At 56.0% G+C, this 15,745-nt stretch carries 16 protein-coding genes; 3 read left to right on the top strand and 13 right to left on the bottom strand.

From position 1 onward, the window contains the following. Positions 1–10: 10 nt before the first annotated feature. Positions 11–1,639: a phosphoglycerate dehydrogenase gene (gene serA, locus VFE46_14370; protein ID HZZ29179.1), complete on the bottom strand. Its 1,629-nt coding sequence runs from the start codon at positions 1,637–1,639 to the stop codon at positions 11–13. Positions 1,640–1,766: 127 nt separating this feature from the next. Then, positions 1,767–2,861, bottom strand: coding sequence for a 3-phosphoserine/phosphohydroxythreonine transaminase (serC, locus tag VFE46_14365; GenBank protein HZZ29178.1), 1,095 nt, complete (start codon positions 2,859–2,861; stop codon positions 1,767–1,769). A 214-nt stretch (positions 2,862–3,075) separates the two neighbouring features. On the opposite strand from serC, the gene VFE46_14360 reads away from it, so the two are divergent. Together VFE46_14360 and VFE46_14355 are read left to right on the top strand one after the other, a co-directional pair. Then, complete coding sequence (locus VFE46_14360; GenBank protein ID HZZ29177.1) at positions 3,076–3,906, top strand: SDR family oxidoreductase; 831 nt, start codon at positions 3,076–3,078, stop codon at positions 3,904–3,906. A 41-nt stretch (positions 3,907–3,947) separates the two neighbouring features. Next, entirely contained in the window at positions 3,948–4,841 is an 894-nt protein-coding gene (locus tag VFE46_14355; protein HZZ29176.1) for an SDR family oxidoreductase, read from the top strand. Between the two features lie 12 nt (positions 4,842–4,853). Here the strand turns inward: VFE46_14355 and VFE46_14350 are convergent, their stop codons facing one another. The 11 genes from VFE46_14350 to gcvT form a co-directional block, all read right to left on the bottom strand. After that, entirely contained in the window at positions 4,854–5,624 is a 771-nt protein-coding gene (locus VFE46_14350) for a tetratricopeptide repeat protein (GenBank protein ID HZZ29175.1), read from the bottom strand. Between the two features lie 236 nt (positions 5,625–5,860). After that, positions 5,861–6,148 (bottom strand): hypothetical protein, encoded by a 288-nt coding sequence (locus VFE46_14345; GenBank protein ID HZZ29174.1) that lies wholly within the window; start codon positions 6,146–6,148, stop codon positions 5,861–5,863. A 377-nt stretch (positions 6,149–6,525) separates the two neighbouring features. Then, positions 6,526–7,029: a hypothetical protein gene (locus VFE46_14340; GenBank protein ID HZZ29173.1), complete on the bottom strand. Its 504-nt coding sequence runs from the start codon at positions 7,027–7,029 to the stop codon at positions 6,526–6,528. Then, complete coding sequence (locus VFE46_14335) at positions 7,010–7,576, bottom strand: RNA polymerase sigma factor (protein ID HZZ29172.1); 567 nt, start codon at positions 7,574–7,576, stop codon at positions 7,010–7,012. Before VFE46_14335 ends, VFE46_14340 begins: the two co-directional genes overlap by 20 nt. A 314-nt stretch (positions 7,577–7,890) precedes the next feature. Further along, on the bottom strand, positions 7,891–8,151 hold the full coding sequence (locus tag VFE46_14330) for a hypothetical protein (GenBank protein HZZ29171.1): 261 nt from the start codon (positions 8,149–8,151) through the stop codon (positions 7,891–7,893). Positions 8,152–8,378: 227 nt separating this feature from the next. Then, positions 8,379–9,101, bottom strand: a complete 723-nt coding sequence (locus VFE46_14325) for an FHA domain-containing protein (protein ID HZZ29170.1) — start codon at positions 9,099–9,101, stop codon at positions 8,379–8,381. 502 nt (positions 9,102–9,603) lie between these two features. Continuing rightward, on the bottom strand, positions 9,604–10,377 hold the full coding sequence (locus tag VFE46_14320) for a lipoate--protein ligase family protein (GenBank protein HZZ29169.1): 774 nt from the start codon (positions 10,375–10,377) through the stop codon (positions 9,604–9,606). A gap of 132 nt (positions 10,378–10,509) precedes the next feature. Then, complete coding sequence (gene gcvPB / locus VFE46_14315) at positions 10,510–12,012, bottom strand: aminomethyl-transferring glycine dehydrogenase subunit GcvPB (GenBank protein ID HZZ29168.1); 1,503 nt, start codon at positions 12,010–12,012, stop codon at positions 10,510–10,512. Next, positions 12,005–13,375, bottom strand: coding sequence for an aminomethyl-transferring glycine dehydrogenase subunit GcvPA (gene gcvPA, locus VFE46_14310; protein ID HZZ29167.1), 1,371 nt, complete (start codon positions 13,373–13,375; stop codon positions 12,005–12,007). The genes gcvPB and gcvPA overlap by 8 nt, the downstream gene beginning before the upstream one ends. Positions 13,376–13,416: 41 nt before the next feature. Further along, positions 13,417–13,818 (bottom strand): glycine cleavage system protein GcvH, encoded by a 402-nt coding sequence (gene gcvH, locus VFE46_14305; GenBank protein ID HZZ29166.1) that lies wholly within the window; start codon positions 13,816–13,818, stop codon positions 13,417–13,419. Between the two features lie 62 nt (positions 13,819–13,880). Beyond that, complete coding sequence (gcvT, locus tag VFE46_14300) at positions 13,881–14,993, bottom strand: glycine cleavage system aminomethyltransferase GcvT (GenBank protein HZZ29165.1); 1,113 nt, start codon at positions 14,991–14,993, stop codon at positions 13,881–13,883. Between the two features lie 314 nt (positions 14,994–15,307). On the opposite strand from gcvT, the gene VFE46_14295 reads away from it, so the two are divergent. Further along, a partial coding sequence (locus VFE46_14295) for a sulfatase-like hydrolase/transferase (GenBank protein ID HZZ29164.1) occupies positions 15,308–15,745 on the top strand: 438 nt, incomplete at its 3' end.

Here is a 15,745-nt window from a genome sequence, read left to right as displayed (position 1 = left end):
TAGCAACGCCTTACCCTTGTAGCCAACCTGGCAGTTTTCCCGCGGAGGGAAGCTGTACGACCGTGGCTGTTTTGATGTCCGGAGAGGACCGAACAGCGGCCAATGCCACGGGCGGAGGTTCACCGTCAAGGTTCAAGATACCTGTCGCCGACCCGCCAGGGGCGCCGCGGCCAACTGCCATTTGGGCGATGTTCACGTGGTGTTGTCCAAAAATGGTGCCTACTCGGCCGATAATTCCGGGCACATCTGTATGGGTAAACACCAATAATACGCCATCCAGATATGCTTCCAGGCGATGCTCGTCAATTTGGACCAATCGCGGCATGTTATTGCCGAAGAGGGTGGCAGCGGCTCGACGAGTTTCGCTATCGGTGGTCACTTGAGCGCTAATGAGCGAATTAAACGCGCCGCGATCTTGGCGCAATTGCTCAACTAGCTCGATCCCCCGCTCACGCAGCAGCACTTCGGAATTGACAATGTTCACATCTTCGACCAGCGCCGATTCGAGTAGCCCACATGCAAAGGCGGCGCTTAGCAACTTTGTGTTCTTTTCGGCAATTTCGCCGCGATAATGAATTTCACATCGCTTGGGACTACCGCGTACCAATTGCGCCAACAGTCTCCCCAAGCGAAATGCAACGTCGAGATGACCCCGCAAGCCTTCGAGCGTTTTTGGGTCCAGCGGGCTCATGTTTACGGCATGACGGATAGCTCCGGTGGTCAGGAAATCCACGAGCAATCCCACGCCTTCCACGGCCACTTGGGTTTGCGCTTCTTCCGTGCTGGCGCCCAAATGAGGTGTGCACAGCACCCCCGGCATTCCGAATAGCGGGCTATTCGTGCAAGGCTCTTCGGCGTATACGTCCAGCGCAACGCCGGCAATGCGGCCGGTTTTTAAACCTTCGAGAAGAGCTGCTTCGTCATAGATACCACCGCGTGCACAGTTGATGAGCCGCACTCCAGTGCGCAGCAGTGGCAACGTTTCGGCATTGACGATGCCTGTGGTCTCCTCGGTCAATGGCGTGTGCACCGTGAGGTAATCGACCTGCGGCAACATTTTGCGAATGCTTTCGACCGGCTCGACCCCCATTTCTGCGGCGCGATCTTTGTTCAGAAATGGATCGTATCCCAGCACGCGCATTTCAAACGCCCGGGCGCGCTTGGCTACGGCCTGCCCGATGCGGCCCAGGCCGACAACACCGAGTGTTTTTTCAGCCAGTTGCGTCCCCATGTATTTGTTGCGATCCCACCGATGTTCGATCAGGCTTTGGTAGGCGGGGGCCACATTGCGAGACAAAGCCAGCATCAGCGCCCAAGTGTGCTCGGCCGTGCTCAGCGTGTTACCGGCCGGAGTGTTCATCACCACGATGCCCAGGCGCGTTGCCGCTTCCTTGTTGATGTTATCCGTCCCGACTCCGGCACGAACAATGGCCTTAAGCCGATGGTTGCCCGCCAGTGCATCGGCGGTAATTTTCACTCCACTGCGGCAGATGGCCCCCTCAAATTCGGCCAGCGTTTCGCGTAAGCCACCCCCTTTTAGTCCCGTGCGGACTTGATATTCAATGCCCCGGGGCCGAGCCTCTTCCAGCAGTTTGAGGCCATCTGGGCTGAGCGTATCGAGAACGACAATGCGCGGCATGAGGGTAAGGGCAGGTAACTAGTACGTGATTGATTAGTGAGTTGTGTATGGGCAGTGGTCTTGCTCAAAACGTTGCTCTGTCTTGCGGTTAGCTGCGAGCCGGCCAGCGAACACTGCGATCGGAAATTCAGCCGCGCTGCTTTGCAAAATCGAGCATGTATTGCCGTAGTGTTTCCACACCTTCCCGTGGCATGGCGTTGTATATGGAAGCCCGAATGCCGCCGACCGAACGGTGACCTTTCAAGTCGATCAATTTGTGTTGTTTCGCACCCTCGAGAAACGCCTTTTCGAGTTCCTCGTTTGGCAGGCGAAACGTGACATTCATGAGCGAGCGGCAATCGGGTTGGGCATGCCCTTGAAAAAACTTCGGATGCTTGTCGAGCACGTCGTACAACAGCGTAGCCTTTGATTTATTAAGCTCCTGCATTTTGGCCAGCCCACCGATCTCACTCTTTAGCCAGCGGCAGATGAGCATCACCACATAGATGCCGAAAGTGGGCGGCGTGTTGTATCGCGATTCGTTGGCGGCATATTGACGATAATCGAGCATTGGGGGCAAATTCGCGGCGGCGCGTTGCATAACTTCGTCGCGAATAATGACAACGGTCACTCCCGACGGCCCGGCATTCTTCTGGGCGCATGCGTACAACAAACCGAGACGGTTTATGGGCACTGGTCGACTAAGAAAATTGCTGGAGGCATCGCATACCAAGGGTGCGTTACCTATTTCAGGCACCGTCGGAAATTCCACGCCTTGAATCGTTTCGTTATCGGTATAGTGAACATACGCGGCATTTGTAGTGAATTTCAGATCGGCGGTCTTTGGCAAGCGATCATAATTGGTTGCCTTGCCGTCCCAGGCGACGTGCGTTTCCCCTTCACGCCGCGCTTCCTCCAAGGCCTTTTTGCCCCACGCGCCTGTGAGGACGTAATCCGCCCGTTTCCCGCTGCTTCGCAAGAAGTTCAGCGCCACCATGTAGAACTGTAAACTGGCTCCGCCTTGCAAAAACAGAATGTGGTAGCCTTCGGGCACGGCCAACAAATCACGCAGGCCCTGTGTTGCTTCGGCCAAAATGGCGTCGAAGGCCTTGCTACGATGGCTGATTTCGAGAATGGACATTCCCACGCCTGGCAATGCCAACAGCTCCTGCTGAGCGTGCTCCAACACGCTTCGCGGCAAAACAGCCGGACCCGGGGAAAAATTAAAAACGCGGTCGGTCATGGTTAATATATCTGCGAGCGGTCAAGTCGCGCCGCTCCTCGTAGCTTGTTCGTTAGTGAATCTCGCAGAATACGACGCTAGGGCAAAGTGGTCAAGGACGCTAACGCCATGACAGCACACACTCGTCCCGGTTCGCTGTCTGGGCTAGAAGCTGGAAGTGACTTAAGCGGTGGAATTGTGATAGTTTGACTCCTCTACGAGGAGAAAAGAAGGCATGGATGCCGCAAAACAGCGCGCCTTGGTAACAGGCGCTAGCAGCGGATTTGGCGCAGAAATCGCCCGGGTTTTGGCCGAGCGTGGCGTTCATCTGGTGTTGGCAGCTCGCCGGCGGGACCGCTTACGAGCTTTAGCCGACGAATTGCAGCAAAAGCACGACGTACCGGTTGCCGTGTTTGCCGCCGATCTCTCGATGGCCAATGGGCCACAACAATTGTTCGACGAAGTGCAAGCCGCCGGTTTGCAAATCGACATTCTGGTGAACAATGCGGGCGTAGGACATTTCGGACCGTTTTTGGATCAAAGTGTTCAGCAAATTGAAGAAATGATTGCGGTCGATGTGACCGCAGCGATCGTGCTCACTCGCCTGTATGCCCAGGTGATGGTGCGGCAAGGCGGCGGGCGAATTTTGCAGGTGTCGTCATTTGCGGCATTACAGCCTATCCCGCGCTACAGCATTTACTCCGGAGCAAAAGCTTTTTTGGTCGCGATGGCGCAAGGTCTGCAGCATGAGCTGCGCAAAACTGGAGTTAGTATTAGCGTAGTGGCCCCCGGATTCATGTCGACGGAATTTCACGACGTGGCTCATCACGAGCGCACCTTGCTAATGAAAATCACCACGCTCCCGCTACATTATGCAGCCCGTAAAGCTGTGAACGGAATGTTTCGCGGCAAGCTGCTGATTACGCCGGGGCTGTTTTATCAAATCAACGGGCTAGTGGTGCGATTTTTACCACGGCGTCTGGCATCGGCCATTTCGGCTATGTCGGTGGGCGAAAAAAACCGAGCACAAACACATGACGAACGAAATGCGGATGAACGCAAATAAACGCCAATCAAAATGGGAGCAGATAAACTAGGGAGCAGCATATGAAGCATCTTAAAGGAAAGCGTTGCTTGCTCACTGGCGCAGCCTCCGGCATTGGCCGGGCACTGGCGCTGCGACTGGCAGAAGAAGGCGTGCATTTGTATCTGCTTGATGTTGACGTGGCAGGATTGCAAACCGTTGTCGGGGAATGTCGGCTGGCTGGCGTCGTGGCGGTCGGTCGGCCGTGCGATTTGTCGCAGCCCACACAAATTTCAGCCGCCATTGCCGATTTGCTGGCCCGCTGGAAATACATTGATTTGCTGGTGAATAACGCGGGCGTAGCCTATTATGGGCCGACGGAAAAAATGACGGGCACACAATGGGATTGGCTCATGGCCATTAACCTATTGGCGCCGCTGCATATCACTCGGGAATTATTGCCTACGCTGCTGGCGCGAAACGGCGCGCACATTTTGAATGTGTGTAGTATTTCTGGAATTGTGGCCGGCGGCCGATTCAACGCGTATCACACCAGCAAATTCGGATTGACCGGTTTCACCGAAGCGCTGCGAGCCGAATATAATCGACGTGGCATTGGTGTTACCAATTTGTGTCCTGGCCCGGTCAGTAGCAATTTGTACAATCGCGCGATCAGCGGGCGCAACGGCGGCCAAACCGTGCCGAACCCGCCCGCCTGGCTGTGTGCTTCGCCGGAATACGTGGCGCGGCGGGGCGTGTGGGCAATCAAACGAAACAAGCGGATGGTATTAGTAACGCCACTGGCTCGCTTGCTGTACGCGTTGAAGCGAATTTCACCTGCGCTCCTTGATGGGCTGAATCATGTCAGCCGTAAAAAGCGTCCCGTGGCGGCCGATAGCAGTGCTGTGGAACTCCCGCCGCAGTTTGATTTGCCGCAGTTGGACAACGCAATAACATCGGAAAAGGCCGCAGCGTAATACTTCGGCCAATTACCGGAATGTTGCATCGGGGGCGGCAACCAAGCGAGTGCCGCCGGCAGTTTGATAGGGCGCGCCAGTGACGCCGGCGGCTTGCAAGGCGTTCACTCGTTGAGCTAGCTCCGGCTGGTTTCGATCGACCATTAAAGCCCGCTGATAGTTGGCCAGCGCCTGGTTTACGTCGCCAGAGTCTTCCCGCAACCGGCCCAGCGCGGCCAAAGCACGGGGGTCGTTCGGCGAAACAGTCAGCGCGGCGGTGAGATATTCCGTGGCCGATTTCTTATCGCCAAACTCTTCAAACATGCGGGCCAACTCGATTTTCGGAGCGGCCAACGTCGGGTTTTCGGTGGACCAATCTTCGAGCATTTTAAAAGCTTCCTCGGAGCGTCCTTGCTCGACCAACAGTACAGCCAGTCCGCGGCGGCACTCGACGTGGTTCGGATTGTGGTCCAAACATTGGCGGTAATAGCTTTCGGCCTGGGCGGTATCCGTTGGTTTCTGTAGCAGCTTGCCTTGGCGATGATAATATGCCGCCAGGTTGTAGTAACTGTTGGGATTATTGGGATCGTTTTGCATCGCTTCGCGAAAATCGCTAGCCGCCCCATCATAGTTTCCCGTTTGAAACAGCCGCACGCCTTCAGAGTTTTCGCCGGCCGACATCCAGCCGCAACCGGACATGGCGCTGACGAATAGCCCTGCAAGTACTGCTGCTGGAATTGGTAAGTATCGGCATCGAACAATGTGCCGACCGACGACGCGATGATTGAAGCGCGCAGAGTTCACGGTTTGCGGCTCCTTCCGCTGAAGTTAAAACAATGGCTGAACAGCCCCTGGGTGGCATGAACGGGCCGGCGCGAGATTCATTTCGGCAGCGGCGGCTCAGGCCGAGAAAAGTGGGCCAACGATAGTTTCCGGTCGGCAATGCTGCAAGGGCAGAATCGGGCGATTCACGCGTCTCAGCAATCGATGCTTCCGGCAACACAAAGTTGCACTAGCAGCGCAAGCAATGCAAGCGGCAATTAAATCTGTAGCGAATTTAAGCTGCTGGGCGAATTCGTTTCGTTCAGCGGCAATTGGGTTTCGTTCGAGACAGGTAGGCTCAGTTTGGCGTAGCCCAGGCCGCGGATCACTTCCAGCACTTCGCTGCAGGTGGGAAACATTCGGCCGCTGGTCCGCTTGTACTGATCCAGAGCGTGCATGAATTCAATTTCGTCTTGCGAGTAGTCGCGTTCACAGGTGGTCGGATCGATTTGCCTACGGCGATTCACTTTCTCTCGGCGTTCCAGCTTGCGACGTTCGATGGCGATAGGCTTTTTTTCAACCCGGCGCTCGATGGCATGACGACGTTCTTTGGCGCTTCCACGGCAATCTATCACGGCAGCGGATTTGGTTTTGGTCACGTGAATTGCCTTTGCGGTCTGGGAAAGGGGCGTAAGCCACGGAAATTATAGGACTTTTACTGATGAGAATGAAAATCGGCGGGTCCGGCTGTGAAAAATCAACGACTGGGAAAAATATAGGGTTTTAGGGAACCCATCGCTTTGTATGGGTTTTCCCAATCGGGCGATTTTAACGGTCGCGGGGGGCTGAGCAGCCGAAGAAGGTCCCACGCAGTGAAAATGCAGGGGATTGTCTCGACGATTAGCGACAGAATGATCCCGGAGTGGCAGTTATGAGCACGGTTTTACAATAACCGATTCGCCAGCCAGATGGCGTTAAATGCCGTGTAGACCGAACCACTGACCGGTTTGAAATCGGCGGCCACTTGGTCAACTCGGCGAACCACTTCAGCGGTAAGCTGCGTGGCCGGGTAAGCACTGGAATGGCTAGCCAAACCTTGCGTCAGGACAGGGCCGCGCCAACTGGCCAGGGCGATCATCAAACCCGCTGCAATTGCTAGAATACTCGTGGCGCGCACCCGCCAACGATGTTGCTGTCGCCGTTCGGTTTCCGCCGTCTGGAGAATTTTCACGGCGAAATCTGCGGAAAGTTTTGCGGGCGTGCTGGGCAACGCTTCCAGCAGTAACATTTGAGTTGTCATTAAGTGTTCGCATGACGGGCAGCGCCGCACATGGGCGCACAATTGCAAATCCAATTGTGGTAATCGCCGGGCATCGAGCACGGCATTCAACCGCGATTTAAACGATGCACAACTCATTTCGTGATTGCTAAATTCGGCTTGCGACACGTGACACCTCCCCCACCGCTTCTCGTTTGTGAAGCATTTCGACCAACTCCCGCCGCGCCCGATGTACCCACGTTTTCACGGTTCCCAACGGGCAATTTAGCGCAGCGCCAATTTCAGCGTAGCTTAGCTCCTGATAATGAAACAACATAAATGCCAGACGATATTCTTCCCGCAGCCGAGAAAGGGCCCGTTGCAATTCCTCGGCCAAATGGCGGGCCGGTTTCATATCTGGTTGGCGATCGGGCAAGTGTTCGACCAGCGGCGTCGTGCCGGGACGCCGCATTCGCTGGGCCAAATATGTCCGGCACCGATTTCCAGCAATCGCCAGTAGCCACGGCAAAAATTCGCGATCGCTGTCCCAACTCCGCAGACTTCGCAAAGCGCGAACAAACGTTTCCTGTGACATATCTTCCGCATCTTGGCGCTGTCCGAGCATGCGATAACACAAGCCAAAAACTTGGCCTTGATAGCGGTTTACCAATGCCAACATGGCGGTTTGGTCACCGGCAAGCGAACTTCGAACTAACTCTCGCACATCGTCGGCCAATGCTGGGTCCCCATTTTCTGGCGGAAAACGGCTCTAAGTGAAATACCTGCCTGCAGCCATTGTGGTTTCGGCCAGGCTGAAAAACAACGGCATTCCCCCTACTAACAGCGCAAGTTTTGCATAGCTAATGGGTTTGCGTTAGATGGGGCAATTATCGAATTCCGCCTGAAGCGGCCCGCCGCATGGAAACCGAAGCAGCCCCGAAGCTCGATCTGATTGCTCGGGGAATGTCGGCCGGCGAAAATCGAGCGCGTTCTAGCCGCGAAGATTAACCCAAAACCAAGCCAAATCCGCCAGGGCCATTCACTAGGCGGTTATTGCCGGCTCGTGATTTGCTGCCACACATCGTGGGCAATTCCGCGCAATTCCTGCAGCGAAACGTCTTCCAACCGCTGGCTGCGTTCCGAGAGCTTCTCGTTGATTTTGGTGGCAGTTTCCTGCATCACTTCGTGCGTTTCCTGAGAACCGCCGGCTAGCAGAAAATTATCGCCTTTGGTAATGCGCGTGTGTCCGTCGGCGGCATCGAAGGCCAAGCCCAGCAAAGCAGCTTTACGTTGGCGGTGGACAGGTCTCACGCATGCCTCTAGGGAAACAGATTTTTGTTTTCGACGTTCAAATTCCGAATCCGCTTCTATCAAATTCTCTAGCTTACTTATCGTTGCTACCGCCGTTAAAACTATAGGCAGCCTGGTATTTCCCAGTCAAGGTTATCAAAAGCGCAGCTTACGACGCAAACAGTGCGAGGGTAGCGCCGCAAAAGCCTTCGCCTGCAAACTCAATCTGCCAAAACATCCAACCGGGATTAGCCGTTCCGATTATTGAAGAGTTTGCGCAGAGCCATATTGGCGGCTTCGCGGCTGTCTTTGGGAGCGGCCTGGGTGGGAGCTGCGAACTTACCGGTGCGCTTAAGTGCTTCCATGCCGCCGGAATCCGCGGGTTTAGGCGCCGGCGAGACGGGTTCATTCCTCTTGGCATCCAGCGGTTTTACAGTAGTGGTTTCGTCGGCGGGTGTTTTCAAAAACGCAGTTTCCCGAGTGGACAGATTTTCGGGCGTTTCGTGCGGAGGCTGGCGTGTTTCGCGCAGGTTGTCGACCGCCGCATGATTTTCGCCTCCGTCTTCGGCCAACCAATCGCTAATGTCTCGGTCTCCCTTGGCAACCACCGGCGCGGCCGTGCGTTGGGCGGCATCTTTCACGTCTTTGACCTTCGGGCGCTTTTTGCCGCCGACGCGGGAACTCAGTTGCACTTCGAATTCCAAGCTGCCCACTTTCAACCGGTCGCCGTTATGTAGCTCGTGCTGACCGACGACTTTCTGCTCGTTCACCAGCGTGCCGTTGCGGCTGCCAAAATCGCGCACCGCGCAAAACCCTTCTTCGACGAGGAGCACGCAGTGATGCCGACTGACGGTTTCGCTATGCGGGCGCAGGTGGCAATCGTCGGCGCGGCCGATCAGAAACTTGCTAATGGGAATTGGAATCTCCTGGCCGGCGTTGCGACCGGTCAGCAGCTTAAGCGTTAATTCCATACACCGCCTCGGTTCCGTTTCGTGGTTTGCAGTACGTCAATTGATAAGAGCGGAAATGAACCACGACGAAATCATGCGCTGCCGGATCAACAGCTTGCGACACTTCGGCTTGCTCCCTATTAAGAAAAGTTGAATCCCTTAAAACTGCAAGCTCAACCGTGACGTTACTGCAGTCCACTCTTTGGAGAAAAAAGAATGATGGCCTTTGAGTGGCTCGCAGCATGGGCCAGATCACGATTACTATTCACACTCTGGCACGCAGCTGAGTGCCGATGTCTTTCCCACATGCCGATCATAACGAATCGGGCTTGCAGAGTCAAAGAACTCCCCCATTGGTGTCCCGGCGAACCCCTGCTAGCCGTTAAACCTTCTCGAACTGACATCGGCCGACCAGCCAATGAACTCGATTCTGATTTTCATCCCGTCTTGTATTTAACTTGGTTAAGGAATCGTGTAGAAGTTGCAACACCTTGCCGAATTGAGACTTCCGCCAAAGGGCTTGCTAGCGTCGACAAGTCCAACTGGAGTCGAGATATTTTCGCTGTTCGATTTCGCGAGCATCGGAAATCAGCGATTCTGCCAGCCTGTCTGGCTGGGCATCCAAATTAAGGCTCGCGCACAAATGTGCGGGCCATAGTTCCAGCAGCCGGCTGATTCCCTGAGCGTGGCCGTGCCCGGATTGTGAAACCCCTTCGATTAAATCGGTAATGCCAGGAAGTTCCGGGGCAAATGCCGATCGGGCCCAAAGCACGCTGCCGTGTTGCAGTACCGTGCCGCGCTGCCGCCTTTGGGCACTGCCGGCGATTTTATGCTCTCCAAGGAGCACATCGCCCGCCTCTCGACGCTGGAAACACAAAAACGGTTTACCGGCACGATCGCTTTCTGTCGACACCCCTAATTCACACAATGTGGCCGCGGCGCCGAACTCAGTCAGTGTTTTAATCAAGCTTTGATGCACAGCTTGATATAACTTTTCGGCCGGCTTCGCCAACGGATGAGAGCTGGGCAGCACAATGCTGTACGTCAGCTCATGATGGTGCAGAATTGCGCCGCCGCCGGTAGCCCGGCGCACCAGCGCACATTCGGCGCTAGCGGCATGCAACTGCCGATCGGCCTGGGGCTGAAAATAACCCAGCGACAAGGTCGGCTCCCGCCAGGAATAAAACCGCAGCGTGGCAATCCCCTCATTCTGCGCCGATTCCAGCAGCGCTTCATCCAGCGCCATGTTCCAAGCGCCGGGAGAGGGAGGATCGATGATTAGACGACAGGGAATCAAAATAATGACGAATGACGAAATCCAAATGACGAATCAATAACCAAGCACCAATGACCAAACAGCAAGGTCTGAGTATTGGTCATTGGGATTTGGTCATTGGTCATTCATTAGGCATTCGGATTTAGACATTCGTCATTCTCCCGCCGGCGTCCAGCGCAGGATGGGTTGCCGAGCGGCTCGGACTTCGTCCGGCCGGCTAACGATCGTGGTGTGCGGCGCATCGTGCAATAGTTGCGGCGATTCTTCCGTGATGCGGAACAGAGTTTCGGCAAAGGCATCCAGCGTTTCCTTGCTCTCGGTTTCCGTGGGCTCAATCATCATGGCCTCTTTTACGGTGAGTGGGAAGTAAACGGTGGGGGCATGGAAACCGTAATCCAAGAGCCGCTTGGCCACATCCATCGCCGAAACTCCACGATCGGCTTTCAGCTTGGCCGCCGTGGCGACAAATTCATGCAAGCAGCGATCACCATGCGGCACCGGAAAAATGTGCTTCACGCGGCTGAGCAAATAATTGGCATTCAGCACCGCGTTTTCCGAAACCGCTTTCAAACCTTGCGGGCCGTAGGTGCGAATGTAGCTGTAGGCCCTCACAAACACGCCCACCTGGCCGAAAAAGCTGCGAACGCGGCCAATCGATTTGGGCCGCTGGCGCACCAGGCGATAAACAAAATCTCCCTCTTCCTTGACGGGAGAGGGCCGGGATGAGGGTGAAGGGACTTTTTCCACCACCGGCAGTGGCAGGAACGGCTCTAAAAATTTACGCACCGCAATGGGCCCTGCACCGGGACCGCCGCCGCCGTGCGGGCCGCTGAACGTTTTATGCGGATTGAAATGCATCATGTCGGCGCCGAAATCGCCGGGCCGGACGATGCCCAAAATCGCGTTCATGTTCGCGCCGTCGAGATAGATCAGGCCACCCTGTTGGTGCACCAAGTCGGCAATTTCGCGCACCTGCCGTTCGAACAATCCCAGCGTGTTGGGATTGGTGATCATGAATACAGCGGTGTCGTTGCCAAGATGCGATTTCAAATCGGCCAAGTCCACGGAACCATTGGCAGCGCTGCGAATCGTCACAGCTTCGAAGCCTGCTATGGCGGCGCTGGCCGGGTTCGTGCCATGGGCGCTGTCGGGAGCGAGCACCTTGGTCCGCTTTTCGCCCCGATCGCGAAAGTACGCGGCCGCCATCATTAGGGCGGTTAATTCGCCGTGGGCGCCGGCGGCCGGTTGCAGCGAAACGGCATCAAGTCCGGAAATTTCGGCCAGGATGGCTTGCATTTCGTACAGCAACTGCAACATGCCTTGCAGCGTTTCCTCGGGCTGATATGGATGCAAATCGGCCAAACCTGGCAGGCCGGCAATCCGTTCGTTCCGTTTAGGATTGTACTTCATCGTGCAGGAACCCAGCGGATAAAAGTGCGTGTCGATCGACATGTTTTGCGTCGAAAGATTGGCGTAGTGCCGCACAATATCGGGCTCGGCCAGTTCCGGCAGCGGCGGCGGCGTGGCGGCTAGCGCTTCGGCCGGCAGCAATTCTTCGACCGCGGTGGCGGGCACGTCGGTGCACGGAATGTGCGCTGCCCGTCGGCCAGGCCGCGAAAGTTCAAACAGCAACTGGGTGGCGCGAGTATTACGCATGAACGGCGGCTTTCGGTTGGCGTTGTTGGGCAATTCGCGCAGCTAGCCCGTCGATTTCTGCACGGGTCCGTTTTTCGGTGACACAAACTAAAAGTCCATCGCCCAATTCCGGGTACCATTGTCCCAGCGGCACACCGGCGAAGTAACCACAATCGAGCGCCTCGGCCAGCAATTCATCCACTCGGCCGGCAGCATCGCGGAGCACAAATTCTTTGAACACGGGCCGGTCGAACATGGCGGTCAGCCGATTTCCACTCGTCAATTTTTTCAGCGCATAATTTGCTTTCCGAACGCAAGCGGTGGCTATTTCGCGCATGCCTTGCGGGCCCATGGCCGCCAAATACACGCTGGCCCGGAGTGCGAACAGGCCTTGGTTGGTGCAAATGTTGCTGGTGGCTTTTTCGCGGCGAATGTGCTGTTCGCGAGTTTGCAGCGTAAGCACCCAGCAGCGTTTGCCGCGGCGATCGACGGTTTGCCCGGCAATGCGGCCAGGCATGCGGCGCACAAACTTTTCGCGACAAGCCATGATGCCCAGGTACGGCCCGCCGTATTGCATAGGCGTGCCGAGCGATTGCCCTTCGGCCACAACAATATCGGCTCCGTAATCTCCCGGCCGCTTGAGCAAGCCCAAGCTAATGGGATCGACCGACACCGCCGCCAGTGCGCCGCGCTCGTGGGCGGCTTTCACTAGCGATTGGACATCTTCCAGGCAACCAAAAAAATTCGGATGTTGCACAAATACGCAGGCTGTGTCATCCGTAAGTGCAGCGGCTAGTTCGTGCGGGTTGATCGTTCCCTCCGGCGTGCCAACCGTGACCAACTCCGTTCCCAAATTCGCCAAATATGTTTGCAGGATTTGCCGGTATTCCGGATGCACGCTGGACGGCACAATCACACGCCCTTGGCGGCCTGTGGCATGAATGCACATCAACACCGCTTCGGTCGCTGCGCTGCCGCCGTCGTACAAACTAGCATTGGCAACATCCATGCCCATGAGTTGTGTAATCAGCGTTTGATATTCGAAGAACGCTTGCAGATTGCCCTGGCTGGCTTCGGCCTGGTAGGGCGTGTAGGAAGTATAAAACTCGCCGCGTGAAGCCACGTAATCGACCACGGCGGGAATAAAGTGATCGTAACTGCCGCCGCCCAGAAAGCAGACCTTTTGTCCGCAAGCCACATTACGCGCCGCCAATTGCCCCAGATGTGCCGTCAGTTCCAACTCCGACAGCGCCGGCGGAATATTCAATTCGCGATTCAACCGTAACTCGGCGGGAATTTGCGCGAACAATTCGTCGATGGAGGGGACGCCAATCGCTTCCAGCATTGCTTGCTGATCAGCCGGCGTGTTCAGAATGTACGACATCAGTAATTAAACGCGCCGCTTGAGACGCGCCGCAAGGTTGTTCAGTGTGATTCTTCCGTACACAACTTTTGGTACGCGGCGTAATCGAGTAGGTTCTTGAGGGCGGTTTCGTCGCTCAATTTAATTTTAACCAGCCAGCCGGCGCCGTAGGGATCGCTGTTGAGCGTTTCCAGTTTGTTGGGCAGGGCGGTGTTGACTTCGACGATTTCGCCGTCCACCGGGCTGTATAAATCGCTGACCGCTTTCACCGATTCAATTTCGCCGAACGATTCGCCCGCCTTCACTTTGCGGCCGACTCTAGGAAGTTGCATGTAAACCAGATCGGTGAGCGCCTCGACGGCAAACGCCGACACGCCGACCGTGGCAATTTTTGCGCCTTGCGGGCCGGCCTGCACTGCGGCCCACTCATGGGTTTTGGCGTACAACAGTTCTTGAGGCTTCACGTCGTTGCTCCCGTTTTATTACCGAAAATGGAACCGCACATTCACGCGGCTGAACGCAGAGTTTATGGTCGTTTGTAAAATGGCAACTTCACTACGTGGGCAGGTTCGCGGCTGCCCCGGATGTCGACAGTAAGTTCTGTACCAGACTGAGCAAACTGCGGCGGCACGTAGCCCATGGCGATTGGTTTTTGCAGCGTGGGCGAAAACGTGCCGCTGGTAATTTCGCCAATCGGCTGGTCACCGGCATAAATTCCATAATGCTCCCGTGGCACACGCTTGCTAGTTAGTTCCAGGCCAATGCGTGCGCGACGTGGCTTTTCGCGTTGTACGGTGGCTAGCGCAGCACTTCCAGGAAACCGTCGTCCTTCCAAATTCACGGCAAAGCCCAGCCCGGCTTCCAGTGGATTGGTTTGCTCGTTCAGCTCGTGACCGTACAACGGCATGGCGGCTTCCAATCGCAGGGTGTCGCGCGCCCCCAGGCCGGCGGCCATTACTCCCAACTGGCTTGAGCTGTCCAGCAAGCTTTCCCAAATTTTTAACGCTTCATTTGCCGGCGCGATCACTTCGAACCCGTCTTCGCCTGTGTAGCCGGTGCGGCTGATGCATCCGTATCCCTGTTCCGCTGAAATTGCGTGATAGTACTTCATCGCGGTTGGATCAAATGGCACGCGGGGTTCAATCAACTTTGCCGCCAGCGGTCCCTGCACGGCGATCATGGCGGTGTCGTGCGTGATGTCTGTGAAACGAACATCAGGTTTTCGTTCGTCCAGCCAGTGCTGAATCCAATCGACAATTTTTTCTCGATTGCTGGCGTTGACCACCATCAAATGGTATTCGCCTTTGCTGGGGTGCTTTAAACGGTAGACCAGCACGTCATCAAGAATGCCGCCTTGTTCATTCGTGACCAAGGCATATCGCACTTGACCTATTTCCATCTCGGTGATGCGGCGGGTAACCAGCGAATCTAAAAATTGGGCGACACCGGTGCCGGTAAACTGCAGCCGGCCCATGTGCGAAACATCGAACAAACCGGCGGCGGTGCGCGTGGCAGTGTGCTCAGCTACGATTGATGAATACTGCACCGGCATCGACCAGCCGGCGAAATCGACCATCCGGCCGCCATGCGCGGCATGCCAATCGTGCAGCGGCGTTTGAGCAAGAGATGAAGTGACCATAAGCTGTTGCCGGAGCCATGGCTGGCCCTTTGCCATTGCGGCCAAAAGCCGCCCGAGATCAAAGCGCCAGCGTTCCGGCGTGAAGCGCCGCCAGTTCAAGATGCCAAGGATGTACGATCCGTCTGCGGTATTGTAACGGCGTTGGCACCGACTTCCAGGGGCTGCACTTCTGGCCCCGCTTCGCAGCAATTTTTGCCTAATTAACCAAGCAGAATGTCGCCGTCGAAAATTCTTGCGACTGCTTCAGGCGGCTGGTAAGATCGGCACAAGAATTCTCTTGCCGGCAGCCGGCTTGCAAATCGGGAGCGTCGACCATGTCTAATTTGAGATTCCACGGGGCGATTTTGTCGGCCGTGCTGGTCGGCGCCATGTTCGGCCTGAATCTGGCGGCTCAAGAGCAGCCCAAATCTTTCGTGGGAAATCCCCAGTCCGCTAGCGGACAAACAACTTCACCACCGGCGCACAAGCCGCTGAACGTGCTGTTCATCATGTCCGACGACATGCGGGCAGAGTGCGGCAGCTTCGGCGGGTTGGCCAAGACGCCCAACATCGACGCGCTGGCTGCGGCCGGGGTGAAGTTCGATCGGGCGTATTGCCAGTTTCCGTTGTGCAATCCGTCGCGCAGCTCGATGCTGACCGGCCGCAATCCGACCACGACTGGGGTATTCGGCAACCGCACCTGGTTTGGCGATTTGCATCCCGATTTTGTCAGCTTGCCGAAATATTTCAAACAACACGGTTACGTGAGCCTA

Source organism: Pirellulales bacterium (assembly GCA_035656635.1).
In the GTDB taxonomy this organism is placed as follows: domain Bacteria; phylum Planctomycetota; class Planctomycetia; order Pirellulales; family JADZDJ01; genus DATJYL01.
The sequence above is the reverse complement of the archived record's forward strand: the minus strand, read 5'-3'. Positions and strand labels throughout refer to the sequence as shown.